Source organism: Salinisphaera sp. T31B1 (assembly GCF_040361275.1).
Lineage (GTDB): Bacteria > Pseudomonadota > Gammaproteobacteria > Nevskiales > Salinisphaeraceae > Salinisphaera.
In genome coordinates this window covers 757526-782191 of sequence record NZ_APNH01000001.1, presented here as the reverse complement: position 1 = coordinate 782191, position 24666 = coordinate 757526, and the positions used below count along the sequence as shown (strand labels likewise).

Here is a 24666-nt window from a genome sequence, read left to right as displayed (position 1 = left end):
AGTCATGCTGATCTGCGCACAGTGGCTCGTGTTTGCCCACGGCTTCGACCACCCCGTCGGCCAGCCGCATGCCAACCACGACTGCCCGAGCTGCAGTCATGGCCATCTCGGCGCCGGGCCGGCGCCCGCCACCGTAGCTCAGGTTGCACCGCCGGCGTCGTCGGCTCCGGTACCGGTCTGTCCCGTGTCTCGCCCGGTGGCCGATACCCGGGCTGGCTATCGCGTGCGTGCCCCGCCCGTCCGATTCGTCTGAACCGAATTGCCCTGTGCCGCCGGCGCGCTCGCGCCGGCCGTTTTCGTTACTAGACGAGTCATACCCTCATGTTCATCTCAAGATTTGTTGCCTGGGCTGGTGGCGCCTGCGCGCTCGGACTGGCCCTGACCGCCTTCGGCCAGGACGACACCCTCATGGCCCCGATTTCTGTCGAAGCGCTGGCCTTCGACGACCAGGATCCGAGCCAGGCGATCGAACCGGCCACGGTCGTCACCGGCCCGGCACTCATTCGCAAGCGTGGCCAGACACTGGGCGCCACGCTGGCCGATACGCCCGGCATCAGCTCGGCAGACTTCGGCCAGGGCGTCGGCCGGCCGGTGATCCGTGGCCAGGCCGGCGCGCGTGTACGCGTCCAGGAAAACGGCTTGGCGTCCGCCGACGTCTCGACGCTCAGTCAGGACCACGCGGTGAGTATCGACCCTTATTCGGCGCGCCAGGTGGAGGTTCTCAAGGGCCCCTCGACGCTGCTCTACGGTTCGGGTGCGATCGGCGGCGTGGTGAATGTCGTCACCGACCGCATTCCCCAGAGCGCGCCGGACGGGCTCACCGGCGAAGCCGATCTGGTACGCGGCGACAGCACGCTCGGCGAGCGGCTGCAGCGGCTGGATATCACCGGCGGCATGGGAGATTTCGCGCTCAACGTTCAGGGCATGAAACGCCTGACCGACGACTACCAGGCCAACGACAACCGCCGGATCGACAACAGCTCGACCGATACCGATACCTACAGCGCCGGCACTTCCTATTCGGGCGACTGGGGCTATGTAGGCGGTGCAGTCAGCCATTTCGGCCGCGAATACGGTATCCCCGGCGAACAGTCGCAGATCCGCCTGACCCAGGATCGCTACGATCTTAAGGGCGAGGTCTACGATCCCACACCCGGCTTGAACCGCATCGAGTTCTCTGGCGCGTATACGGATTATCTCCATACCGAAGGCGAGCAGAACAATCCGGAAGCGTTCTTCGACAATCAGGAGACCGAATTCCGTCTGGCCGCCGAACACGCGCCACTGGCCGGTTTTACCGGCATCTTCGGACTGCAGGGCTTCGATCGCGACTTCAAGGCCTACGGCGAGGAAGAGTCGTTCGTGCCGGCCACGCAGACCCGCTCTCTGGCCGCCTTTCTGGTCGAGCAGCGGCCGATCGGCGAGCTGTGGACGATTCAGGGCGGGCTGCGTGTGGAATACCAGGACGAGGACACCAGCGGCGGCCGGCGCGACGTCGACCATACGCCGCTGAGTGTCTCGCTGGGCGCCAAGCGCGCCATTGGCGAGCACTATCTGCTGACCGCCACGGCGGGCCACTATGAACGCGCGCCGGCCACCGAAGAGCTATACAGCTTCGGCCCGCACGAAGCGACACTGACCTACGAGCGCGGCGACAACGGCTTCGACGAGGAAGCCTCCAACAGCTTCGACCTGGGCCTGCGGCGTATCAAGGGCCGCCTTCGCTTCGACACCAGTCTGTTCTATACCCGGTACAGCAAATACATCTACCAGCAGTCGGTAGACGCCGGCCTGAACGCCGACGGCTCGGGCGTCGGCGTGGCCGATGGGATCGCCGACCGGGTGGACGAGGACGGGACGTTCGACCCCGATGGTGAATTCCTGCTCGTCGACTATGCCGCTCGCGATGCCACCTTCTATGGCGGCGAAGGTGAGGTTGGCTACGACCTGCTCCAGGGCGCACATCGGCTGACCGCTCGCGTCCTGGGCGACTATGTCCGTGCCGAACTCGACGACCATACCAACCTGCCCCGGATCACGCCGGGCCGTTACGGCGCCGGCCTCGACTACGACAGCGATACCTGGCTGGGCACGGTGGAAGCGATCCGTTCGACCCGGCAGAACCACGAAGGGCCTCTGGAGGATGAAACCGCGGGCTTCACCGACCTCACGGCCTTCATCGGCTATCGCCTGAGCGGGTTCGATGCCAGTCAGGCATTGGTCTATCTGCGGGGCGACAACCTGCTCGACGAGGAAATCGTACGCAGCACCTCGTTCCTGCGCGTACCCCAACCGGGCCGTAGCCTGACCGCGGGAATCAACGTGAAGTTCTGAGTCATCCGGACACGAGGCCAGGCCCCCGGCGCCTGGTCTCGTACCGGCGTGTCAGTCGCGATACCAGACGGCGAGGCTGATGCCGCATACGACAAGCGCGCCGATGGTGCCGTACAGCCAGATGGTGAGCATTTCGTTGACCCACATGGTTCAGCCCTCCTGGTTGGTCAGATGATGGCGAGTGGCATAGCCGACGACCAGCATGACGGCCAGTCCGATCAGCACGCCCACGGAACCGGCCGCCATGGTGCTCTTGATCGCGCCGGTGAGCAGAATCAGCAGGTAGGCGACGAGGCCGGCCACCAGCGAGCATGAGGCCGCTGTACGCGTGGCCAGCGCCGGGACGAACAGGCTGGCCAGTAGCGGGCCGAGCGTTCCCGAGGCCACCCCGGAGATGCCGATCCAGATGAACATGCCGATCGACTCGGGCGGGTTGAACACGATCAGTGACGCAACCACGCCGACCACGATGACCGACCAGCGCGACAGCCATAGTGCGGTGTGCTCGGCCTCCGCCTGCGTCTTCTTGATATAGCCGCGACGCACCAGGAATTTCAGATAGATATCGTTGGCCACGATCGTGGACATGACCACGAAAATGCCGTCGGTCGTCGACATCGCCGCGGCGATGATCACCAGGCCAAGAAACGCCGAGATGATCGGCGGAAACGCGATGGTGACGTACTGCAGCAGGCTCTGATCGAGATTGTCCACGTTGACGGTGACCGCTGCATACAGACCGCCGAAGATCACCAGCAGAAAACACAGCGCCGAAGCGATATAGACCAGAATCATGCGGCGCATGTCCTTCGGATCCTTGAGCGCCAGCACCTTGTTGAACAGCTGCGGCTGGGCGGCGAAGGCGAACTGGATGATGAACGCACCGATGATGGCCGGGACCGAGTAAAACACGATCGAGTCGGGGTTGATCGCGGCCACCAGGTTGGGGTCGCGTGCGGCCAGGGTCTCGGAGATCTGGGTCAGTGAGCTGGTCAGGCCGCCGTCGAACATCCAGAAGATCGACACGAACACGAGCACACCCATGATCATCATCAGCAGCGCCTGGGCGGCATCGGTATAGATATCGGCATAGGATCCGCCGCCGAACACATAGGCGACCACGATGACGGCGATGAACACCACGCCCACGTCGTAAGGCAAGCCCAGGAGGGTGTTGAAAATCCACGCGCCAGCGGCGAACTGGGCCGCGATATAGAAAATGTTGAACAGACAGATCAGCGCGGCGCCGACCCGCACGAAGTCACTGTCGTAGCGATCGCCCAGCCAATCCGGCAGCGACAGCGAGTTCTGCGTGATGTTCATGGCCCGAGCACGCTTGGCGATCACGATCAGCCCCAGCGGCGAGGCCGCGATCAGCGTCAGGAATATCCAGAGCGAGGAGAATCCCCATTCATAGGCCCATCCGGTATAGCCGACGAACGTGGAGGCGCTGAAGAAGGTCGCGGCATAGGCCAGGCCCAACACGCCCGGGCCAAGCGAAGCCCCAGCAATGGAGAAATCGGCGATGGTGGTCGTCTTCTTCGAGCCGATATAGCCAAGCACGGCGATCAGCGCGAGGAAGATCACCAAGCCCACCCACATCATGATGCGTATTTCTGTCACGTTCTATTCCCCCGAAATGCCCTTGATACGAAAGATTACAGCAGCCGATCGGTCAGGAACCGGTAGCTGGTACGCGCCGCGACCATGTCGTTGACGGCCAACTCGGCGCGGATGATTTCCTCGTCGCAGTCGCCGGCGGCGGCCAGCACCTCACCGGTGGGCGCAACGATCTGGCTCAGCCCCAACCGCTCCCAGGTGCCCGCCTGGTCGCCCATATCCAGACGGCCACAGGCGTTGCAGGCGACCACGAACGCCTGGTTCTGGATCGCGGTGACCATCGGCAGCGCCGACCAGTAGTCGCGTTTGACCCCTTCCAGGCCCACGCCGCCCTTGGCGCCGCCGCGCCAGGTCGACGAACAGAACACGATGATCTCGGCGCCCTGATCGGACAGTGCCCGGAAGTATTCCGGGAACATGACGTCGTAACAGATCGCGATCCCGATACGACCGAACGGGCTGTCGATGACGTCGATGGAATCCGACGGCGTGTAGTACATCTTCTCTAGCCCCGGCAGATGAACCTTGCGGGTCACGCCGAGGATGCCCGCCGGACCGACCAGTGCGGCACTGTTGTAGATAACGCCCGTGCTAGCCGATCGCTCGGCAAAGCCGACCACGGCATGGACGTCGGCCGCCGCCGCTGCCTCGATGATCCGCGCCAGTTCCGGGCCGTCGAGTTCGATGGTGGCCTCGCGCCAATAGCGCTCGTATCCGCCCGGCTCGTGGCGAAAGAAGCTGGTGATTCCCATTTCGGGAAACACCACCAGTCGGCTGCCGCGGGCCGCCTCGGCTGCGAGACTGGCCACGATGTAGTCGATATTGGTCTCGCTCTGGCCCATCTCGCGTGGCGCGTGCTGGACGACCGAGACAGCGGTATCGGATTGCATGGCGGATGATCGGGTGATTCGAAACGTGGCTCGAATCTAGCCGCTGGGCTCGTGCGACGGAATACAAAATATCTTTCAGCGCATGTCATAATTTTTAGAACGCGCGAATCGATACCCTGTCATGTCGGATGAAGCCCAGCTCCTGGCCACCAACTGGAACGATCTCAAGTTCTTCCTGGCGGTGGCTCGCCACGGCCGTCTCAGCCATGCCGCCCGCGTACTGGATACCTCGCATGTCACCGTCGGCAATCGGGTTCGCGCCCTGGAATCGGCGCTGGCGGCACAGCTGTTCGTACAGACCGGCCAGGGCTTCGAACTGACCCATGCCGGCGATCGTCTGTTCCGACACGCCGAAAGTCTCGAACGGAATCTGCGCCTGGGGCTGGAAGTGCTGGGCACGCCGGGGGCGACGCGCTCACGGGTGCGTATCGGCGTGACCGAAGGCCTGGGCGATAACTATTTGTCCCGGCGCATCGCCCAATGGATGCCCGAACAGCGTATCGAGATCGATTTCATTTCACTGCCGAAATCGACCACTGTGGCCAGCCGCGAGGCGGATATCAGCATCACGCTCGAGCAGCCGACCGGCGAATTCGTCATCCGCCGCCTGCTCACCGATTACACGCTCGGTATCTATGCAAGCCAGGAGTATCTGGCCCGGCACGGGCCGATCCGAGAGCGTCGAGAGCTCGTCGAGCATGCCTGGATCGGCTATATCGAGAGCATGATGTTCACCGACGAGCTCAAGTATCACTACGAGATCTCGCCGAGTTTGAACTTCGTGTTCCAGAGCACGACGATCGGCGCCCAGCGGGAAGCCGCTGCGGCCGGCGTGGGGCTGTCCATCCTGCCGGACTACATGGGACGCGACGATCCGCGACTGGTTCGGGTATTGGCCGACGCGCAATTCGTACGCCACTACTGGATATCGACCAACCGCGATCTGCACCGTTTTGCCGCGGTCAATCGCACCTGGCATTTCATCATCGAGCGCTGCCGGGCCGACCGATCGCTGCTATACGCCGGCGCGCAATAAAAAAGCCCGGGCGAACGCATTCACCCGGGCCGGTTCCATCAGCAGGGGCTGAGCTACCCGAGCAGGCGGCGATACTCCTTGAGCATGCAGCGGCCCATGACTACGTCGATCCCCGCATTGGCGGCCTTCTGCGCCGCCTCGGCATGCACGACGCCTTCCTGCAACCAAAGGACATGGACATGGCGCTCGATACAGGCGTCCACGATCTGCGGCACGTGCTCGGGCGCACGGAACACGTCGACCATGTCGATCATGCCGGTGACATGGCGCAGATCAGGGAAGGCGTTTTCACCGAGGACTACATCCTCGTTCGGGTTGACCGGGACGATCTGGTAACCCTCGGCCTGCATGGCCTTGGCCACACCATATGAAGGACGCTCGGACTTGGACGACAGTCCGAGCACGGCGATACGCCGCACCCGCGCCAGGATCTCTCGGACATCGGTGTCGTTCTCGATCATCGGCATGGTCTAGGCGCCCTGGTTGTAGATGGTCGGCACCTGATCGCCGGCGGCGGCCAGTGCGTCGATGATCGCCTTCTCGACGGCCTGATTTGTCCATACCATGTCCGGCTGGCTCTGCAGATCGGCATAATCCTGCAGCGTCGCGTCGTCGACATCGCGGTACACATACAGCAGCATCAACGGCACGCGCTCATCGAGCTTGCCCCGAATACCGTCACGCGTATTCGACAACATCCGCTCGATCTGCGGCTCGTCCACCTGACGGTCGCTGTCGACCACCGCATTGCGGCCCCGGATCATCGCCTCGAGCAGGGTCACGTTGAATGCGGTCTGCAACTGCACGATCTGCATATCGTCGGACAGCGAATCGATGATCCGCAGACGGCGCTTGCGCGCATCGGTGGCCGGCTGTTCGACAAACGCGGAAAAGCCCTGGGCGAAGCCGTCGTCTCCGGTGGCCGATTCCAGGCTGATCATGCGCTGTGCCAGCGGCGAAGCAAGCTCGTCGGCGGCAGACGCCAGGGCCCGCTCGCGGCCGTCCGTCTTGGCCTGTTCACGCAGACGCTGGGTGACATCGGCAGCCAGCGCGTCAGGCGCATAGGCGGCATACACCGCGTCACGCAGACGCTGGCGTTCGGCAGTCGGCACATCGTCGGGCAGGTTCTTGTCCAACGACTGCGACACCGCCGGCGCTGCCTGGGCCAGCAGATCGGGCACGTCGTAGGCTTCCAGCACACGATTGGCGGCGCTGGTCTGTGCCGGTTCGCTGGTCGGCCCGGTCGCGCAGCCGGCGAGCATGAGCGCGCCGAGGCAGGCCACGATCAGATAAGATTTGATTTGCGGTTTCACATTTCACCTGTGCTTTGAGCAATTTGCATACTGTACGTCAATCGGAGACGACCCTGCCCGCCGAGCCGGCCGTCATGACCGTGGCCGACCTGGGCATCGATCGCTTGCGCACCTTGTTGAACCGATTCGAGCTCGGCGTGGAGCGAGTCGCCGACGACCAATCGATTCCCGGCAGCTTCTGGGGCGACGCCGAAGCCGGCTTGCGCGGCCATACACTGTACGTGCGTGCCGATACGCCGGTGCATTCGGCGCTTCACGAGGCCGGCCATTTCGTGTGCATGGACGACGCCCGGCGACGCGGGCTGGACACCAACGCCGGAGGGGACTACGACGAGGAGAACGCAGTCTGCTACTGGCAGATTCTGGCCGCCGATCTGCTCGCCGGACACGATCGTGCGCGCATGTGCGCCGAGATGGACGCCTGGGGATATACCTTCCGGCTGGGCAGCGCGGCCGCCTGGTTTGCCGAGGACGCCGAGGACGCACGGACATGGCTGGCCGAAGCCGGCCTGATCGAGCCGGCCGGCACACGCCTGCGCTACGCGTTGCGTCGCTGACACGCTGGCCCGCGCTGGCGCCTCAGGCGCCGCTCTTGGCCTGGTTGGCCACCGCCTGAGCGGCCGCTTCGGCGGCCTCGGCATCGCCCAGATAGCGCGAGTCGATCACGTTCAATTCGTCGTCGAGCCGATAGAGCTGGGGAATGCCGGTCGGGATATTCACGCCGGTGATCACATCGTCGGCGATATCGTCCAGGTACTTCACCAACGCACGCAGGCTATTGCCGTGCGCGGTCACCAGCACGGTCTTGCCGGCCTTCAGATCGGGCGCGATTGCGTCGTGCCAGAAGGGCAGCACCCGTTCGAGCGTGAGCGCCAGCGATTCGGTGGCCGGCAGCACGCGCGCATCCAGATGACGATAGCGGGCATCGAAGCGCGGATGGCCAGGGTCGTCGTCGGCCATGGGCGGCGGCGGAATATCGTAGCTGCGACGCCAGACATGCACCTGATCCTCACCGTGCTTGGCCGATGTCTCCGCCTTGTCCAGACCCTGCAAGCCCCCGTAGTGGCGTTCATTGAGGCGCCAGTGGCGAGTCACGTCAACCCAGGGCTGGTCCATCTCGTCGAGGGCGAGCCACATCGTCTTGATCGCTCGCTGCAGCAGCGATGTGTAGGCAACATCGAAGCGCAGACCTTCCTCGGCGAGGAGCCGACCGGCGGCACGCCCTTCGGCTCGGCCCTGCTCGGTCAGATCGACATCGACCCAACCTGTGAAGCGATTCTCGAGGTTCCACTGGCTCTGGCCGTGGCGTAGCAATACGAGCTGGCCGGGCATGGCGGCTCCCTGAATGGATTGAACAGCACTGGAACGAGCCGATCGACGGCACGGGCCGGTATTATGCCGCAGCCCGGCACAGCGTTCATCCGCCGGCCGACGACTGGCCGCTTACTCGGCCGGATCGGCCCAGGAAATCTGGATGTCTTTCTGGATGCCCCACTGGCGCGCGGCCGCCACATCCTTACCCATGTAGATGTCGATCTTCTTGCGCCAGCGGCTGTTCATCTTGTCGCGTACGACATACACCCCGGGCAGACCTTCGATCTTGACCCGGGTGCCGTGCGTGAGCCCCTGATCGATCAGATCGCGCGAGACCGCGATTGCCCGCATGCCGGGCTTGAGTTCGTCACCCCAGGCAGCGATCGACGGCTTGTTCTTGGTCGTCTGCCAAGCGACTGAGTTATAAGCAGAAGCCGAGACACTAAGCTCTTTCCATTCGACCAGTTCTGCCTGGGCGGGAAGGGCCATAGCGCACAGTAGTATGAGCACGCTGATCGTCATTGCCAGAAAACGATGCATGTCGGAGATACCGCTTGAACAAGCGCCCGACGATACACGACCAACCTTAACGCTGGCTGTCTGTGCTTACTTGTTTGACGAAATCCGCGAAGTCATCCAGCTCGCTGCCGGTCATCCGAAGCGGTGCAGCAAGGGGCGCGATGAGCCCGATATGGCCGACGCCCGGATAGATTTCCAATATGGCCGATCCGCCCGAATCATTAACCTTTTGGGCCAGATTCCGACTGTTTTTCGGATAGACGGTCTTGTCCGCGGATCCGTGCATCAAAAGCATCGGCGGCTCGTCGCCGTCCACGAAATGGATCGGCTGAGAACTCGGCCAGGCCGATTCCGGGGCGAATATCGGCTTGAGCGCCGGGTCGGTGATCGGCAGGAAATCGTAAGGGCCAGCCATGCCGACGAACCCGGCCAGATCCCGGATCGACAGACCCGTGTCGGCCAGATAATGCCCGTCGGTGGCCAGCAGGGCCGCAATATGCGCGCCGGCCGAATGGCCGGCCACGAACAACTTCGCGGAATCACCGCCGTAGTCGGCCGCATGCCGATAGGCCCAGGCGGTTGCAAGCGCGCCGTCCTCGACAAAGCCCGGAAACGTGGTGGGCGGATAGAGCCGGTAGTCGGGTATGACCGCGATCAGTCCGCGTGAGGCCAGCGCCTGACCGACGAAGCGGTAGCCTTGACGGCTACCCGTCTGCCAGCTGCCGCCGTAGAAGAACACCACGACAGGTGCATCGGCGACCTTGTCGTGGGGGACATAGACATCCAGGCGCTGGCGATCGAGCGGTCCGTAGGCGATATCGGCATGCCGATCATAGCCCCACGGCGGGGTCAGCGTATTGGCCCAGAACTGGCCGGAGCAGGCACTGGCCAGCACCGTCAGTAGACTCACGCCGCCTATGCCAAGCAGACGTTGTACACCACGCCCGATCACGTCATGGTGACGAATTCTTCCGCGCTGGTCGGATGAATCGCAACGGTATCGTCGAAATCGGTCTTGGTCGCGCCCATCTTCACCGCGACCGCAAAACCCTGGAGCATCTCGTCGGCGCCGTCGCCGATGACATGGGCGCCCACAATGCGCTCGTCGTCACCCACGCATACGAGCTTCATATCCGAGCCCACCTTGTGCTCGAGCACGCCGTGGTAAAGGGCTACGTAATGGCTGGTGTAGATCTTCACCGCCGCGTCGCCGTATTGCTCGCGTGCCTGTGCCTCGCTCAGACCGACCGTGCCGATCGGCGGATGGGTGAAGACCACCGTGGGGATGTTGTGGTAATCCAGCCGCCGATCCGGTCGTCCGCCGAACAGTCGGTCCGACAGACGCCGTCCGGCCGCGATCGCCACCGGCGTGAGCTCGACCGCGCCGGTCACGTCGCCCAGCGCATGGACGCCTTCGACCGAGGTGTCCTGCCATTCGTCGACCGGGATCGTGCCGTCGGCCGCCACGCTCAGACCGGTGGCCTCCAGACTCAGCCCATCGGTATTGGGCAGACGGCCGATGGCCCAGATCAGACGATCGACATGCGCCGGTTCACCGCCGCCGACCCAGTCGATGCACACGCCGTCGCCGGCTTCGGACAGTTCGGCGACCGAGCGATTCATCTGTACGTCAATACCCGCATCGCGCATGCGCTCTATGAGCGTATCGCTCAGCATGTCGTCGAACGCCTTGAGCACGTGCTCGCGCCGTAACAGCAGCGACACCCGGGCGCCCAGCCCGTTGAGCACGCCTGCCAGCTCGCAGGCGATATAACCGCTGCCTACAATCGCCACGCGCGCCGGGCGCTCGCGCCACTGGAAGAAGCCGTCGGAGTCGGTGCCCAGCGCCGCGCCCGGCACATCCGGCCAGCTCGGTTTGCCGCCGGTGGCGATGACCACATGATCGGCAACCAGTTCGCGCTCGCCGACGGCCACCGTGCGCACGCCCACGAAACGCGCATCGCCGGCGAGGTACTCGACGTCGTCCTTGTCCAGATTGCGTTCGTAAATGCCGTTGAGACGCTCGATATAGGTCTCGCGATTAGCCACCAGGCGCGCCCAGTCGTGCTCGACAGAGCCCAGATCGAAACCGTAGCCGTGCGCCTGGGCGGCGCGTTCGGCGAAGTCGGCGGCGTGCCACATCACCTTCTTGGGAACACAGCCCACGTTCACGCAGGTCCCGCCCAGACGTCCGCGCTCGATCAGCGCGACCCGCTTGCCGTAAGCCGCGGCACGGCGCGCGGTGGCCATGCCACCGCTGCCGCCGCCGATAACAATCAAATCGAATTGTTCGCTCATGTCCGCTCGCTTGCCACAGGAGGGCAGCATTGTATGGGTCTGCACGGGCGCTGTCAGGCCGAGGCACCGACCGCTTGATTCGTCTGCCCCCGGCCCGCACATACACTGCCTTACGTATCCATTGATCGTTTTCGGGAACACGTCATGAGCCAAGCCGCCACCGGATCCAATCCGCTACTCGAGATGCTGGACACCCGGCAGCTGCCGGATTTCCAGGCTATCGCCCCCGAGCATGCAGAGCCGGCGGTCGATGCCCTGATCGCCGACGCGCGCAAGGCGGTCGATAAGGCCATCGCCCGCAGTGCCGACCGGCCCAGCTGGGGCACGCTGATCGAGCCGATCGATGCGGCCGGCGATCGGCTGGAGCGCGGCTTTTCACCGGTTTCGCACCTGCATTCGGTGATGGATTCACCGGCCTGGCGCAAGGCCTTCCAGGCTTGTCTGCCCAAGCTCACCGCGTTCTCGTCTGAAATGGGCCAGAACACGCGTCTGTATGAGGCCGTACAGCGCCTTCACGACGACAGCGACGCCTACCAACAGCTCGACGCCGCGCAACAGCGCGTCGTGGACGACATGCTGCGCGACTTCAAGCTGTCCGGCGTTGCACTGGACGATGATGCCAAGGTGCGTCATGCCGAGATCCAGCAGCGGCTCTCCGAGCTGTCCACCACCTTCCAGCAGAACCTGCTGGATGCCACTCAGGCATGGAGCAAACACGTCACCGACGAAACCCTGCTCGCCGGGTTGCCCGAATCGGCCCGGGCGTTGCTCGCCCAGAATGCGGCCAATAAGGACATGCAGGGCTGGTTGATCACCCTCGATGCACCCAGCTTCATCGCGGTGCTTACACACGCCGACGATCGCAGCCTGCGGGAAACCGTGTATCACGCCTTTTCCACGCGTGCCTCCGATACCGGGCCCAACGGCGGCGAGTACGACAACAGCGCGCTCATGGACGAAATTCTCGCGCTGCGCCACGAGGCGGCTCAGCTACTCGGTTTTGCCAACTACGCCGACAAGTCGCTGGCCAAGAAGATGGCCGACAGCCCCGCCCAGATCGAGAGCTTCCTACTCGACCTGGCCGAGCGTACGCAGGGCCGGGCAGCCGACGAGCTCGCCGAGATCGCGGCCCTGGCTGCCGAGGACGGCATCGAAGAGATCGCAGCCTGGGACATCGGTTACTACGGCGAAAAACTCAAGCAGGCCCGCTACGATTACTCCGATGAGGATCTGCGGCCCTACTTCCCGGCGCCCGCCGTCATTGATGGCTTGTTCCGCGTGGTCCAGCGCCTGTACGGAGTGCACATCGTAGCGGTCGACAATGTCCCCGTCTGGCACCGGGACGTGACCGTCTACGAAATCCGCGACGACGACGAGAGTGTGCGGGGCGTGTTCTATCTCGATCCGTACGCACGCGAAGGCAAGCGCGGCGGCGCCTGGATGGACGGCTTCCAGAGCCGGCGCGTACACGCCGACGGCGTCCAGCTGCCGGTGGCGTTCCTGACCTGCAACTTCTCGCCGCCCATCGGCGACGCGCCGGCGCTGCTGACCCACGACGAAGTCACTACGCTGTTCCACGAGTTCGGCCACGGGTTGCACCACATGCTCACCCGGGTCGACTATGCCCCCATTGCCGGGATCGCCGGCGTGGAATGGGATGCAGTCGAACTGCCCAGCCAGTTCATGGAAAACTGGTGCTGGGAGCGCGAATCGCTGGACCTGTTCGCTGCGCACTACCAGACCGGCGAGAAGCTGCCGAGCGAGCTGTTCGACAAGCTGGCTGCCTCGCGCAACCACATGGCCGGCTGGCAAATGCTGCGGCAGGTGGAATTCTCACTGTTCGATCTTCGCCTGCACCGCGATTTCGACCCGGCCACCGAGACCGGCGTGCTCGATACGCTGGCCGGCGTACGCGCCGAAGTCGCGGTCATGCAGCCGCCGGCGTTCAACCGCTTCCCGCACAGCTTCGCGCATATTTTCGCCGGCGGTTATGCCGCTGGCTACTACAGTTACAAATGGGCGGAAGTCCTGTCGGCCGATGCCTTCGCTGCGTTCGAGGAAACATCGCTGTTCGACGCGGCCACCGGCCAGCGTTTTCTTACTGAAGTGCTCGAACGCGGCGCCACCCGCGATGCGCTGGACAACTTTGTCGCCTTCCGAGGCCGCGAGCCGTCCATCGACGCCCTGTTGCGCCACAGCGGCCTGAGTGAGGAGCGCGCCGCCTGATCGTCAGCAGGCCGCAGACAACCCTGGATCCGGCGGACGAACGGCCGCCGGGGTCGGTTTCACGGCTGCGCCAGAGCCTGCTTGAACTGGTCGCGCAGTGTCTCCACACGCCGACGGTTCACACCGAAATCGTAATAGCCCACGCGCGACGAGGATTTCACGTCGATGATGTGGTCATGCGGCTGGATCAGAAACGTCGCGTCATCGACAAAACCCAGCGTGGAGCGGAAGGTGGCGTGCACGAAGCGTCGGTCGGCTCGCTCGACGGTTGCATTGTTGTGTTTGTCGATGGCGGTCAGCAGCGCGCGGCGTGCGCCGTCGGCCGTACCGGCAAAGGCATAGGGCTCGACATAGCGGGCGCTGGCCTTGTCGGCCTGGGAGGAGACGCAGTGGGGCGCGTTCGCACAAGGCGTGAAATCGTCTGCGGTACGGGTGAAATGGCTCGGCGGACTGCTCGCACAACCGAGCAGCCCCGTTGCCATTACAATGGCGGCGGTCACCGGCCGCAGCAGTATCCGGATCATCATCGAAACCTTTTGGCGCGAGTGGAAGACCCACTGTAGCGTGCCCTGCGTCCCGACGCCGTCTCGACCTGGAGCCCACTCATGCAGATCGCCACCTGGAACGTCAATTCGCTCAATGTCCGCCTCGAGCATGTGCTGGCCTGGCTGGACAAGAATCCGGTCGATGCGCTCGCGCTGCAGGAAACCAAGCTGGTCGACGACAAGTTCCCGATCGATGCAATCCGCGATGCCGGCTACGAATGCGTTTTTACCGGCCAGAAGACCTATAACGGCGTGGCTCTGCTATCGAAAACGCCGGCCCGGGATGTGGTCACCGCCCTGCCGGACTTCGAGGACGACCACAAGCGCGTGATCGCCGCGACCGTCGACGATGTGCGCGTGATCGGTGTCTACTGCCCGAACGGGCAGGATCTGGATTCACCCAAGTTCGAGTACAAGCTGGCCTGGTTCGACGCCCTGCGCGCTTGGATCGCCGACGAGCTGGCCCGGCACGACAAGCTCGTGCTCACCGGCGACTTCAATATCGCGCCGCGCCCGGAAGACACCTACGACGCCGAAAAATGGGAAGGTCGGATCCTGTGCTCACCGCCTGAGCGTGCCGCCCTGGAGCGCCTGCTGGAGGCCGGGCTCGCCGACTGCTGGCGTCTGTTTGACGAGCGCGAAGGCCGGCATCGCTTCACCTGGTGGGACTATCGCAACGGCGGCTGGGCGCGTAACGCCGGTCTGCGTATCGACCATGTCCTGGCCACGCCGGCGCTGGTCGAGCACTGCCGCGACTGCAAAGCGCATGTCGGCGAGCGGGGGCGCAAGCGACCCTCCGACCACGTGCCGGTGGTGGCAGATTTCGCGATCTGAGCGGCCGACGCGGCCGGCCGCGTCGGCGATTCGATACAGGCGCGTTCGACGGGAGATACCACGGGCCACGCATGGCGACTGGTAAAACGAAACCGGCCCGCGGCCCCGTTCTGTGCAACCGATCAACCGTCTCGCCCGGCGCTGGACCGATGTCATCCGCCGGATTCCGACAGGCTCGCAGACCCGACGGCGGTCGGCCGGAGCGGCCGCGCGTATCGTGCCGAGCGGGTCTGCGCCCGCCTCAATAGGCCGGCTGAAAACGGCTGGATTCGGCGACCGCGGTATTAATGCGTTCGAGCGTCTCCACCACCGCCAACGCGCTGGCGCCGTCGGAGCGGGCCGGCTCGCGGTCGGCGACGCGGTCGAGGAAATGCTGCAGCTCCAGCCGTAGCGGCTGACCGTCGCCACGGTGGACCACCTCACTGCCTTCGTCGTGGTTCTGGAGTTCGTCGTCGATCCATTTGCGATGGTGGGTCACGGTCTGAGCGACCTCGTCGTAGACCAGCATGCCGCGCGATCCCCGTACGATCGTTCGCCGATTGGTTTCGGGCCACAGCCACGACGTGTGCAGATTCCCGCGCACCCCGTTGGCGAACTCCAGATGGACATGCACTTCGTCCTCGACGCTCAGACCGAGCATACGATGACCCGTTCCGCGTACCCGTTCCGGTGCCTGGCCCACCAGATACAGCATGATCGCCATGTCATGCACGCCGATGTCCCAGATCACGTTCTCCGCGCTCCGGGCTCGGCCGAGATTGAGCCGCTCGTGACGAATTGAGAACAGCTCGCCGATCTGGCCGGCCGCGATATAGTCCTTGATCCAAGCGATCGCGGGTTGATACAGCAACAGGTGGCCGACCATGAGCACCGCGCCGCGGTGTTCGGCCGCGTCCACGAGCTGGCGCGCCTGCGCGGAACTGTGTGTCAGCGGCTTTTCGACGAACACGTCTTTACCGGCCTCCAGCGCAGCCATCGCAATCTCGTAGTGCGACGGCGTAGGCGTGGCGATAGCCACCGCGACACAGTCGGACTCCAGTGCCGCACGCCAGTCCTCGAACAGCGATACGCCGGGGTACTGTTCGGCGTATTCGTTCAGACGCTCGCCGTTGCCCTCGACGATGCCGCCGAGCGCATCGAGCTCGTGCAGGTTGCGGATGATGTTCTTGCCCCAGGCGCCGGCGCCGATGGCCACTACTCGCATCGAGAATCGTCCCAGTCACTATTTCGTAACGGACCGTAGTGTAACCGCTGGCAATCGGAAGGCGACTCGACCGCGCTGGCCGGCCGTCGGGCCGCAAGCACCGAGCGAGGCGGCACTCGTCGCTAGCCGGTGCTAGGCGACACCGTCTCGCCGCCCGAAATACTGGCCTGGACCTCTTCGGCGAAATGGCAGGCCGCCGAGTGCCGCGGTGCCATGCTCAACAGGCGCGGTTCGGCCTGCTGGCAGCGGTCGACGCCGCGGGGGCAGCGGCCATAGAAGCGGCACACATTCGGGTTCGGATTGATCGGGCTGCGCGGATCGCCCGGCAGGTGAATCCGTTCGACCGGACTTTCCTCGATCGTGCGCGGGATCGCCGAAATCAGCGCCCGCGTGTAGGGGTGGGCGGCCTGGTCGAAGACCTGCTCGGCGGTGCCGGTTTCCACGATACGGCCCAGATACATCACGATCACGCGGTCGCAGAGCAGCCGCACCACGTTGAGATCGTGGGATACGAACAGATAGCTGATGCCCAGGCGCGTACGCAGGTCGTCCAACAGCTTGAGGATCACCGCCTGTACCGACACATCGAGCGCCGAGGTGGGTTCATCGAGTACCAGCAGGCGCGGTTCGGGCGCCAGTGCCCGGGCGATATTCACGCGCGCTTTCTGGCCGCCGGAGAGCTGGTGCGGCAGCCGATCCAGCAGTTCTTCGGGCAGGCCGACATCACGGGCCAGTTCGGCCACCCGCGCCCGGCATTCGGCGGTCGACATTTTCTGCAAGCGCCGCAGCGGTTCGGCAATCGCATCGAAGGCGCTGTGGCGCGGGTTGAGGCTGTCGTGCGGGTCCTGAAAGACGACCTGAATCGCGCCGCGATGGGGCGAGCGCGCGAACGCGCGGGTATTGATGGCGGCAATATCCTCGCCTTCGAACAGGATGGCGCCGGTGGTGGGTTCGATCAGCCGCGTGATCAGGCTCACCAGCGTCGATTTGCCACAGCCGGACTCGCCCACCAAGCCAACGCTTTCGCCCGCGCCGATGGTGAAACTCACATCATCGACCGCATGCAGCTTCGGCGCCGGGCGCGGCTGATGTCGCGCCCAGCCGCGCAGGGCACGCATGGGCGCCGACTCGCCGTCGGACACCGGATACAGCTTGGACAAGCCCTGGATGTCGAGCAACGGTTTTATAGCGGCCTCCGACAAGCGAAATAATGATCGGGTGCCTGCGCTTCGGCGTCGAAGCGCGGGCCGGGGTCGTCGCACTCGGCCACCCGACGCGGGCAGCGCTCAGCAAAACGACAGACGGGCAGATCGGCATTGAGCGCCGGGATACGCCCGGGCACCGATTCCAGCGCAGCGAGTGCGGTGGTGCGGGTCGGTGTCGCCCCCATCAAGCCGGCGGTATACGGATGGCGCGGCGCGGCGAACAGCGATGCGGTCGGCGCGGTTTCGACAACCTGACCGGCATGCATGACCGCGATACGGTCGGCGTACTGCGAAGCCAGCGCCAGATCGTGGGTGATCAGCAGCGTCGCCAGCCCGGTCTCGCGCCCGAGCTCGGCCAGCAGATCCATGATCGTCGCCTGGGTGGTCACATCCAGGCCGGTGGTCGGCTCGTCCGCGATCAACAGACGCGGCTTGCAACACAGCGCGATGGCGATCATCACGCGCTGGCACAGCCCGCCCGACAGTTCGAACGGATACGCGTCGTAACGGCGTGCAGGATCCGGAATACGCACCTGCTCGAGGGCTTCGATGGCGCGCCGTTTCGCATCCCCCCGGGCGACCGGGCCATGTCGACGCAGCACGTCTTCGATCTGGTGGCCGACCTTGCGAATCGGGTTGAGCGCGGTACGCGGGCTTTGAAAGATCATCGCCATTTCGCGCCCGCGCACTTCGTCCAGGTCGCGGCGCTTGGCCTTGAGCAGGTCCATGCCACCGAACTGCACCTGACCGTTCGGTATCCGCGCGGCCTCGTCGAGAATGCCCATGATGGAAAACGCGGCCACCGACTTGCCGGAGCCGCTTTCGCCCACCACGGCCAGGGTTTCGCCGCGGGCCACCGACAGCGCGATACGATCGAGCACATGCACCGTGCCCGCCCGGCTGCGAAATTCCACGCTCAGATCGGAGACGTCCAGCAACGCGCTCATGTGCGTCGCCTCGGGTCGATGAGATCGCGCAGCCCGTCGCCCATCATGTTGAAGCAGAACACCGCAATCATCAGCGATACGCCGGGGAATACCGCCAGCCACCATTCGCCAGACACGATGAACTGCGCGCCTTCGGCGACCATGATGCCCCACTCCGGCGTGGGCGGGCGCACGCCCAGACCGATGAACGACAGGCCGGCCGCGTTCAATATCGCCCAGCCCATGTTCAACGACAGCTGCACCATCATCGCCGGCAGGATATTCGGATAGAGATGGCGTGCGAGCACGCCGATATTGCCGTTGCCGGCGACCTTGGCAGCGGCCGCGAAACCGGAGTCGCGGCGTACGCCGATTTCGGCCCGGGCCACGCGCGCATAAAACGGCAGGTTGATCACCGCCGTGGCATAAACGATGTTCTCCACGCTGTTACCCAGCACCGCGACGATGCCCATCGCCAGCACGAACAACGGAAAGGCCATGACCGTATCGATGACGCGCCCGATCACACGGTCGGTCCAGCCGCCGTAGTAGCCGGCCAGACTGCCCAGCACGCTGCCGCCGAAAAACGCGAGCGCCACGGCCGAGAGCGCGATCATCAGATCGAGCCGGGTGGCTACGATCACGCGGCTGAGCACATCCCGGCCCAGATGATCGGTGCCGAACCAGTGCTCGGCGGACGGCGCCATGAGCTTGATCGCGGTATCGCTGGCCAACGGGTCGTAGGGCGCAATCCACGGCCCGAAGGCCGCCAGCAGCACCAGCAGGAAAAACAGTGCAAAGGAGACGACCGTGAGCGGATTCTCGCCGAGCACATAGCGGGCATGGGTGAAGGTCGAAGTCGCCGCCATCAGGATGCGGCCCGTATTCTGGGGTCGATCACCGCATACAGCAGATCGATGATCAGATTCAGGGTGACGAACAACAACGCCATCGCCAGCACGAAGCCCTGGACCGCCGCATAGTCCGATGCCACCAGCGCATCGATCGCGAACGAGCCGATCCCCGGCCAGGAAAACACCTTTTCGACCAGCACGTTCGCGCCCAGCAGAAAGGAAAACACCATGCCCAGCGTGGTGAGCACCGACAGCAGCGCGTTACGCAACGCATAGGTGAACAACACGGTGCGCGTGGCCAGACCGCTGGCACGGGCGGTACGGATATAGTCGCTCGACAACACATCCAGCATGGCCGCCCGGGTCATGCGGGCGATCGGGGCGAGCGCAAAGATGCCCAGCGTCAGCGCGGGCAGGAAGATATGCGCAAGGCTGGCCCGAAAAACCTCGAAATCGCCGGCAATGAGGCTATCGACCAGATAGAGCCCGGTGACCCGATCCGGCGCGATATGCATGAAATCCAGTCGGCCGAGCGGTGCGGGCGCCCAGCCGAGCAGGTAATAGAAGACATAGACCAACAGCAGACCGGTAAAGAACACCGGCATCGACACGCCCGTGGTGACGATGATTCGACAGATATGGTCGATGGGTTTGTTCGGTCGCGTCGCAGCAAGTACGCCCAGTGGTATCGCAATCACGATAGCGATCAGCAACCCGAGCAGGGTCAATTCGAGCGACGCCGGCAGGCGCCGGCCCAGCTCTTCGGTGACATCGCGGCCGGTACTGAGCGACACGCCCCAATCGCCCGCCGCCAGGCCCTTAACATAGCTTGCGAACTGCAGCGGCAGACTGCGATCCAGCCCCATGGCATGCCGGACCTGGGCAATGGATTCGGCGTCCGCCGCCGGGCCGGCGTAATACACCGCCGGATCGCCCGGCAGTGCCCGGGTAAGCAGAAACGTCACCAGAATCACGCCGAACAGGGTCGGCAACGCCTCGAGCAGGCGCTTGGCAATCGTCGCCAGGCCGGACATGGATCAGACTTTCTTCAGCGGCCGGCAATCGAGCTGGCGATGGAACCAGTACTGGTAACCCTGCACGTTGTTCTGCATGGCCACATCCAGGTTCGGCTGCCAGAGCGGTATCAACGGCACGTCCTCGAAGGCGATCGCGATCATCTTCTTGATGTTCGGCACATAGGCCGGGTCGTCGACCGGAATATGCAGCGTTTCGTCGACCAGCGTGTCGATGGTCGGATTGCTGTAATTCATCGAGTTGAACAGATGGCCTTTCACATAGGCCCAGAAGAAGTAGTAGTCGGGATAATTGAGCCAGCCGCCGAAGTTCTTCAGGTGCATGGCCAGGCTTTTCTCGACCAGCGCCTGCGTCCGCCAGTTCGCGCCCGGAATCTTGTCGATCGGCGTACGGATGCCGATCTTGCCGAGGCTTTCCTGGATCAGCAGCGCGGTCGGCTCGGTCCATTGCGCCAGACCCAGATTGATCGACAGCGGCACTTCGAAACCGTTGCCGTGGCCGGCTTCTTCGAGCAGCGCGCGGGCCTTGTCGAGATCGGTGTCGTAGGGGAACGGCTGCGGCCAGTCCGCCGAGGCCGGCGTAAACGACTGGCCGCCGTGCATCATGCGTCCACGCTGGTAGGCGGCTGCATCGAAGATCTTTTTGTAGGGCAGCGCATAGGCAATCGCCTGGCGCACGCGTTTGTCGTCGAAGGGCGCCATCTCCACGTTCAGGCCCAGCGCGTTGATGCAGTTCTCGATCGGCACGCCGGCCACGTTGATCTTGTCGCTGGCATGCAGATCGGCGGCTTCCTTGGGCGGCAGATCGAGCGAGATATCGGTATCGCCGCGTTCGATGAGCGCACGGCGTGTGGATGCCGACGGCACTTCGCGGATGATCACCCGCTTGAGCGCCGGCACCTCGCCGTTGCGCCAGTCGTCATAGCGTTCGTAGACGGTCTGTTCGCCCGGGTCCCAACGCAGCAGCTTGTAGGCACCGCCGCCGGCCGGCGTGCGGTGCAGGTAATCCGTTGCCCAGGGGTCGTCATCGGTGGCATGCGCCTTGGCCACTTCCGCGTTGATGATGATCGGCACCGGTACGGCCAGATCCGGCAGCGTCAGCTTGCTCGGGCGCAGGAAATTGATCTTGAAGGTGTGCTCGTCGACCACTTCGAACTGCTCGGGTTTTTCCAGCGAGCCGGCTTTCATCTGCACCGTGGGAAAGCCGCCCACCGTCACCGCGCGGTCGAACGACCATTTCACATCGTTCGCGGTGACCGGCTTGCCGTCCCAGAAGGTGGCCGTCTTGCGCAGGTGGAATACGGCCGACATGTTGTCGTCGGCCACTTCCCAGCTTTCGGCCAGCTCGGGCACGAGCGTTTCGTAGTCGTAGGACACGGTGCCGTCATCCAGCGTCTTGGTACCGTAGCTGAGCAGCCGGTCGTAGAGATTGACCGCGATCGCATAGCTCGGCCGGTTCGTGCCCTCGCGATGGATATCCATGCTGTTCGGGCCGGCGCCGGTGACCACGATCAGCGTCTCGCGGTTGCCGGCCGCATGCGCGGGCATGAACTTGAACAACGGCAGGCTGCCGGCCGCGCCGGCGATCAACGCACTGTTCTTGAGAAAGGTTCTACGATCCATGGCTGCCTCGTGCCGATTGGCCGCTGCGTCCGGTTCGACGCAACGGATTGCAAGTCAGACAGGGGCTATCGCAATTTGTGTACCAGCTTGCATACAAGCTGGACGAGCGCTTATACGGATCGGCCCAACCGTTATTCAGGTAGCCGATACCGCGCCTGCACCGGCATATCGACGCTACGCACCCTTTCGGTGCGAAATACCCATACTGTGTGTCGCTGCCGAGTAGACGGCCGCGGGCATTCGAGCCCGCGACCGGCATGCGCGCCTATGGGCTATCGGTCTTGATCAACGCCTCGACCGGAATATCCCACTTCTTGGCGTTTTCGTCGGCGGTGCCCGAGCTCATGTACCAGGCCATGTCTTCACGGATGGCGTCGGCGAAGTCGCTGTCCTTGCGAATCGCGATGCCCACTTTCGTGGTGTTCGGGTCGCGAAAGGCGATCTCGAACTTGCCCTCGTTCTGGCTCTGGGCATAGGCCAGCGTGGTCAACGTCTCCAGAATTCCCGAAAGACGGCCGTTGGCCAGCTGCGGAATCTCCTGGGCGACCGACGGATAGGACTTCGGCTGGATCGCCGGCTTGCCCTGCGATTCGCAGTGCTTCTCGCTGGCCGCGGTCACCGCATCCATTTCCGGTGCGCTGCCGGTGAGGATGCCGATGTTCTTGCCGCACATCGCGTCATAGCCGGTGAGCGTGTCCGCATCCTCGGCGCGCACCATCACCGCAAAGCCGTTTTCGATGTAGTTGATGAAATCCACGCTCTTGCGCCGTTCAGCGGTGTTGTAGATATCGGATACCACCATATCCACGCGCCCGCTCTTGAGCGATGGCAGCAGGCCATTGAAGGCACTGGTCTTGAGCTCGTAGTCCCAGCCGCCGTGCTCGGACATGGCTTCGATCATGTCCATCTCGAAGCCGATAATCTTCGAGGTGTCTTCGGAATCGCGATAGCTCAGCGGCGGAAAATCGGCGGATGTGGCGATCACGTACGAATCGGCCGCGAATGCCGGGGCCGTGGTCACCGCGGCGGCCAACAGGGCCGACGCAGTCAGCAGTTTCTTGAAGGGTGTGGTCTCGGTCATGGCTTATACCTCTACGGTTTTGGAAGATTTACCTTCGGAACGTTGCTCGATGAGATTCACGAAATTCTTCGTGCGCGGGTTGTCCGGCGAGTTGAAGACCGCTTCCGGCGCGCCGTGCTGGACGATCTCGCCGTCTTCCATGAACACGACCTTGTCGGCCCAGTCGCGGGCGAACACGATCTCGTGGCTGACCACCACCATGGTCATGCCGGATTCGGCGAGCTTGCGCATGAGGTCGAGCACCTCGTTGACCAGCTCGGGGTCGAGCGCCGAGGTGGGTTCGTCGAACAACAGCAGCTTCGGCCGCGTGGCGACCGCACGGATGATGGCGATACGCTGCTGCTGGCCGCCGGACAGCTGATGCGGATAGTGGTTTTCGTATTCCGCCAGCCCGGCCCAGGCGAGCAGCTCGCGGGCTTCGGCACGGGCCTGTTCACGTTTCGCGCCGTGGACGCGTACCGGCGCTTCGATGACGTTTTCGAGCACGGTCAGGTGGTCGAACAGATTGAAATGCTGGAACACCATGCCCACGCCGACCTTGGCGCGAGAGCGCGCCGCGTCACGCATCGGCACCGGCCGGCCGGCGGATGCGCGATAGCCCACGAACTGTCCGCCCACGGTGATCTCGCCGTCGTCGACGGTTTCCAGCCGGTTGATCGTGCGCAGCAGCGTGGTCTTGCCGGAGCCGCTGGGCCCGATCAAAAACACCACCTCGCCCGGAAAGATGTTGAACGAGACATCGCGCAGCACGCGTTTGCCGTGAAAGGACTTGGATACCTTGTTGATCACCACATACGGCCGGCGCGGGCGGTCGGCTCGCCTGCCATCTTTCGTAGCGAGGTCACGGCCGGGATTGAGGAACTTCTGCAGGGCCGGCGCTTCGGCATCGATCGTGGCGGCGCCACCACCCGGGCCGGCACCGGCAGGCTGCGGTGCATCGACCACCGGATTGCCGCCGCGATCACGCCCGGCCTGGGCCGCGATCGCAATCGCATGCCCGCGCCGTTCGAGATCGAGATGGCGCTCGAGATAGTTCTGGGCCAGCGCGATCAGCGTGGTGGCGGCCAGATAGAGCACGCCGGCGGCCATGAAGACCTCGACATACTGGAAGTTGGTCGAGACCACCTGTTCGCTGCTGAGCGTGAGCTCCTGCACGGTGATCACCGAGGCCAGCGAGGTGTGCTTGACGATGACCATGCCTTCGTTGGCCATCGCCGGCGCGATCGAGCGCATTGCCTGCGGCATGATCACGCGATACATGATCTGCCACGAGGTCAGACCGAGCGCACTGGCCGCATCACGCTGGGTTTTCTTGATCGACTGCAGACCGCCGCGGATGATCTCCGACATGAAGGCGATCTCGTTGAGCATCAGCCCGAGTACCGCCGTCCAGAACGCGCTCAGCCCCAGGCCGACCAGCGGCAGCACGTTGTACCAGAACAGCAGCTGCAACAGGATCGGCGTGCCGCGCATGACCCAGATATACGGAATGGGCAACAGCCGCACGATCCTGTAGTGCGACATGCGCATCATCGCCATGCCCAGCGAGAACGGCAGTGCGGCCGCGAACGCGATCACGGCGATGATCATCGCGGTCTTGAGCCCTTCCCATAGCAACGGCAGGGTCAGGTAATGCAGAAATGCGCTGGCGTCCATCGGTCCCTCTTCTCGGTGACGCGACTCGCCGCGGCGCATGGACGCGCCCAGAGCGGATATCGCGACAAACGGTTGTCGTCTATTCGGGCGGACGGCATGTCCCGCCCGTCGGTGTCACTGTCTAAGCGCCGCCCGGTCTGCGGCGCCTCGATTA

General features: G+C 64.1%; 23 protein-coding genes. 6 read left to right on the top strand and 17 right to left on the bottom strand.

Annotated elements, in window-relative coordinates; all coding sequences use genetic code 11:
* The first annotated feature begins 4 nt into the window (after nt 1-4).
* Together T31B1_RS03585 and T31B1_RS03580 are read left to right on the top strand one after the other, a co-directional pair.
* Nucleotides 5-253 (top strand): hypothetical protein, encoded by a 249-nt coding sequence (locus T31B1_RS03585; RefSeq protein ID WP_353248086.1) that lies wholly within the window; start codon nt 5-7, stop codon nt 251-253.
* A 68-nt stretch (nt 254-321) separates the two neighbouring features.
* Nucleotides 322-2334: a TonB-dependent receptor gene (locus T31B1_RS03580; protein WP_353248085.1), complete on the top strand. Its 2013-nt coding sequence runs from the start codon at nt 322-324 to the stop codon at nt 2332-2334.
* Nucleotides 2335-2484: 150 nt separating this feature from the next.
* On the opposite strand, the gene T31B1_RS03575 is transcribed toward T31B1_RS03580, so the two are convergent.
* Both T31B1_RS03575 and T31B1_RS03570 read right to left on the bottom strand, forming a co-directional pair.
* Nucleotides 2485-3957, bottom strand: coding sequence for a sodium:solute symporter family transporter (locus T31B1_RS03575; protein ID WP_353248084.1), 1473 nt, complete (start codon nt 3955-3957; stop codon nt 2485-2487).
* A gap of 35 nt (nt 3958-3992) precedes the next feature.
* The gene (locus T31B1_RS03570) at nt 3993-4844 is read right to left on the bottom strand and encodes a carbon-nitrogen hydrolase family protein (RefSeq protein WP_353248083.1); all 852 of its coding nucleotides are present in this window, start codon (nt 4842-4844) and stop codon (nt 3993-3995) included.
* A gap of 121 nt (nt 4845-4965) precedes the next feature.
* Between T31B1_RS03570 and T31B1_RS03565 the strand changes: the two genes are divergently transcribed.
* Nucleotides 4966-5880 carry a LysR family transcriptional regulator gene (locus tag T31B1_RS03565; RefSeq protein WP_353248082.1) on the top strand — a complete coding sequence of 305 codons (915 nt, stop codon included), beginning with the start codon at nt 4966-4968 and terminating at the stop codon, nt 5878-5880.
* Between the two features lie 53 nt (nt 5881-5933).
* Here the strand turns inward: T31B1_RS03565 and T31B1_RS03560 are convergent, their stop codons facing one another.
* Together T31B1_RS03560 and T31B1_RS03555 are read right to left on the bottom strand one after the other, a co-directional pair.
* On the bottom strand, nt 5934-6347 hold the full coding sequence (locus tag T31B1_RS03560; RefSeq protein WP_353248081.1) for a CoA-binding protein: 414 nt from the start codon (nt 6345-6347) through the stop codon (nt 5934-5936).
* 3 nt (nt 6348-6350) lie between these two features.
* On the bottom strand, nt 6351-7193 hold the full coding sequence (locus T31B1_RS03555; protein WP_353248080.1) for a hypothetical protein: 843 nt from the start codon (nt 7191-7193) through the stop codon (nt 6351-6353).
* A gap of 74 nt (nt 7194-7267) precedes the next feature.
* On the opposite strand from T31B1_RS03555, the gene T31B1_RS03550 reads away from it, so the two are divergent.
* Nucleotides 7268-7750 carry a hypothetical protein gene (locus T31B1_RS03550; protein ID WP_353248079.1) on the top strand — a complete coding sequence of 161 codons (483 nt, stop codon included), beginning with the start codon at nt 7268-7270 and terminating at the stop codon, nt 7748-7750.
* A gap of 22 nt (nt 7751-7772) precedes the next feature.
* On the opposite strand, the gene gpmA is transcribed toward T31B1_RS03550, so the two are convergent.
* From gpmA to gorA, 4 genes are all read right to left on the bottom strand, one after another.
* Nucleotides 7773-8525 (bottom strand): 2,3-diphosphoglycerate-dependent phosphoglycerate mutase, encoded by a 753-nt coding sequence (gene gpmA / locus T31B1_RS03545; protein ID WP_353248078.1) that lies wholly within the window; start codon nt 8523-8525, stop codon nt 7773-7775.
* Between the two features lie 111 nt (nt 8526-8636).
* The gene (locus T31B1_RS03540) at nt 8637-8996 is read right to left on the bottom strand and encodes a 3D domain-containing protein (RefSeq protein WP_353248737.1); all 360 of its coding nucleotides are present in this window, start codon (nt 8994-8996) and stop codon (nt 8637-8639) included.
* A gap of 97 nt (nt 8997-9093) precedes the next feature.
* On the bottom strand, nt 9094-9936 hold the full coding sequence (locus tag T31B1_RS03535; RefSeq protein ID WP_353248077.1) for an alpha/beta hydrolase: 843 nt from the start codon (nt 9934-9936) through the stop codon (nt 9094-9096).
* Nucleotides 9937-9974: 38 nt separating this feature from the next.
* On the bottom strand, nt 9975-11324 hold the full coding sequence (gene gorA / locus T31B1_RS03530; protein ID WP_353248076.1) for a glutathione-disulfide reductase: 1350 nt from the start codon (nt 11322-11324) through the stop codon (nt 9975-9977).
* A 144-nt stretch (nt 11325-11468) separates the two neighbouring features.
* Here gorA and T31B1_RS03525 point away from each other — a divergent pair, with 144 nt between their 5' ends.
* Nucleotides 11469-13550, top strand: a complete 2082-nt coding sequence (locus T31B1_RS03525) for a M3 family metallopeptidase (protein ID WP_353248075.1) — start codon at nt 11469-11471, stop codon at nt 13548-13550.
* Nucleotides 13551-13609: 59 nt separating this feature from the next.
* On the opposite strand, the gene T31B1_RS03520 is transcribed toward T31B1_RS03525, so the two are convergent.
* The gene (locus tag T31B1_RS03520; RefSeq protein WP_353248074.1) at nt 13610-14206 is read right to left on the bottom strand and encodes a DUF1499 domain-containing protein; all 597 of its coding nucleotides are present in this window, start codon (nt 14204-14206) and stop codon (nt 13610-13612) included.
* Here T31B1_RS03520 and xth point away from each other — a divergent pair.
* Nucleotides 14156-14929 (top strand): exodeoxyribonuclease III, encoded by a 774-nt coding sequence (gene xth, locus T31B1_RS03515; protein WP_353248073.1) that lies wholly within the window; start codon nt 14156-14158, stop codon nt 14927-14929. The two genes, T31B1_RS03520 and xth, sit on opposite strands and share 51 nt — an antisense overlap.
* A gap of 241 nt (nt 14930-15170) precedes the next feature.
* On the opposite strand, the gene T31B1_RS03510 is transcribed toward xth, so the two are convergent.
* From T31B1_RS03510 to T31B1_RS03475, 8 genes are all read right to left on the bottom strand, one after another.
* Nucleotides 15171-16133, bottom strand: a complete 963-nt coding sequence (locus T31B1_RS03510; protein ID WP_353248072.1) for a Gfo/Idh/MocA family protein — start codon at nt 16131-16133, stop codon at nt 15171-15173.
* Between the two features lie 122 nt (nt 16134-16255).
* Nucleotides 16256-17311 (bottom strand): ABC transporter ATP-binding protein, encoded by a 1056-nt coding sequence (locus tag T31B1_RS03505; protein ID WP_353248736.1) that lies wholly within the window; start codon nt 17309-17311, stop codon nt 16256-16258.
* Nucleotides 17312-17316: 5 nt separating this feature from the next.
* Entirely contained in the window at nt 17317-18285 is a 969-nt protein-coding gene (locus T31B1_RS03500; RefSeq protein WP_353248071.1) for an ABC transporter ATP-binding protein, read from the bottom strand.
* Nucleotides 18282-19133 carry an ABC transporter permease gene (locus T31B1_RS03495; RefSeq protein WP_353248070.1) on the bottom strand — a complete coding sequence of 284 codons (852 nt, stop codon included), beginning with the start codon at nt 19131-19133 and terminating at the stop codon, nt 18282-18284. The genes T31B1_RS03500 and T31B1_RS03495 overlap by 4 nt, the downstream gene beginning before the upstream one ends.
* Nucleotides 19133-20152 (bottom strand): ABC transporter permease, encoded by a 1020-nt coding sequence (locus T31B1_RS03490; protein WP_353248069.1) that lies wholly within the window; start codon nt 20150-20152, stop codon nt 19133-19135. Before T31B1_RS03490 ends, T31B1_RS03495 begins: the two co-directional genes overlap by 1 nt.
* Nucleotides 20153-20155: 3 nt before the next feature.
* Nucleotides 20156-21775 (bottom strand): ABC transporter substrate-binding protein, encoded by a 1620-nt coding sequence (locus T31B1_RS03485; RefSeq protein ID WP_353248068.1) that lies wholly within the window; start codon nt 21773-21775, stop codon nt 20156-20158.
* A 265-nt stretch (nt 21776-22040) separates the two neighbouring features.
* Nucleotides 22041-22856, bottom strand: coding sequence for an ABC transporter substrate-binding protein (locus T31B1_RS03480; protein WP_353248067.1), 816 nt, complete (start codon nt 22854-22856; stop codon nt 22041-22043).
* Between the two features lie 3 nt (nt 22857-22859).
* Nucleotides 22860-24512 carry an amino acid ABC transporter permease/ATP-binding protein gene (locus tag T31B1_RS03475; protein WP_353248066.1) on the bottom strand — a complete coding sequence of 551 codons (1653 nt, stop codon included), beginning with the start codon at nt 24510-24512 and terminating at the stop codon, nt 22860-22862.
* Between the last annotated feature and the right edge of the window lie 154 nt (nt 24513-24666).

Excerpts from the sequence above, each read along its gene's own strand:
- T31B1_RS03585 (WP_353248086.1), top strand. The coding sequence starts at position 5 with ATGCTGATCTGCGCACAGTGGCTCGTGTTTGCCCACGGCTTCGACCAC.
- T31B1_RS03580 (WP_353248085.1), top strand. The coding sequence starts at position 322 with ATGTTCATCTCAAGATTTGTTGCCTGGGCTGGTGGCGCCTGCGCGCTC.
- T31B1_RS03570 (WP_353248083.1), bottom strand. The coding sequence starts at position 4,844 with ATGCAATCCGATACCGCTGTCTCGGTCGTCCAGCACGCGCCACGCGAG.
- T31B1_RS03565 (WP_353248082.1), top strand. The coding sequence starts at position 4,966 with ATGTCGGATGAAGCCCAGCTCCTGGCCACCAACTGGAACGATCTCAAG.
- T31B1_RS03560 (WP_353248081.1), bottom strand. The coding sequence starts at position 6,347 with ATGCCGATGATCGAGAACGACACCGATGTCCGAGAGATCCTGGCGCGG.
- T31B1_RS03550 (WP_353248079.1), top strand. The coding sequence starts at position 7,268 with ATGACCGTGGCCGACCTGGGCATCGATCGCTTGCGCACCTTGTTGAAC.
- gpmA (WP_353248078.1), bottom strand. The coding sequence starts at position 8,525 with ATGCCCGGCCAGCTCGTATTGCTACGCCACGGCCAGAGCCAGTGGAAC.
- T31B1_RS03540 (WP_353248737.1), bottom strand. The coding sequence starts at position 8,996 with ATGGCCCTTCCCGCCCAGGCAGAACTGGTCGAATGGAAAGAGCTTAGT.
- gorA (WP_353248076.1), bottom strand. The coding sequence starts at position 11,324 with ATGAGCGAACAATTCGATTTGATTGTTATCGGCGGCGGCAGCGGTGGC.
- T31B1_RS03525 (WP_353248075.1), top strand. The coding sequence starts at position 11,469 with ATGAGCCAAGCCGCCACCGGATCCAATCCGCTACTCGAGATGCTGGAC.
- xth (WP_353248073.1), top strand. The coding sequence starts at position 14,156 with ATGCAGATCGCCACCTGGAACGTCAATTCGCTCAATGTCCGCCTCGAG.
- T31B1_RS03520 (WP_353248074.1), bottom strand. The coding sequence starts at position 14,206 with ATGCTCGAGGCGGACATTGAGCGAATTGACGTTCCAGGTGGCGATCTG.
- T31B1_RS03510 (WP_353248072.1), bottom strand. The coding sequence starts at position 16,133 with ATGCGAGTAGTGGCCATCGGCGCCGGCGCCTGGGGCAAGAACATCATC.
- T31B1_RS03500 (WP_353248071.1), bottom strand. The coding sequence starts at position 18,285 with ATGAGCGCGTTGCTGGACGTCTCCGATCTGAGCGTGGAATTTCGCAGC.
- T31B1_RS03495 (WP_353248070.1), bottom strand. The coding sequence starts at position 19,133 with ATGGCGGCGACTTCGACCTTCACCCATGCCCGCTATGTGCTCGGCGAG.
- T31B1_RS03490 (WP_353248069.1), bottom strand. The coding sequence starts at position 20,152 with ATGTCCGGCCTGGCGACGATTGCCAAGCGCCTGCTCGAGGCGTTGCCG.
- T31B1_RS03485 (WP_353248068.1), bottom strand. The coding sequence starts at position 21,775 with ATGGATCGTAGAACCTTTCTCAAGAACAGTGCGTTGATCGCCGGCGCG.
- T31B1_RS03480 (WP_353248067.1), bottom strand. The coding sequence starts at position 22,856 with ATGACCGAGACCACACCCTTCAAGAAACTGCTGACTGCGTCGGCCCTG.
- T31B1_RS03475 (WP_353248066.1), bottom strand. The coding sequence starts at position 24,512 with ATGGACGCCAGCGCATTTCTGCATTACCTGACCCTGCCGTTGCTATGG.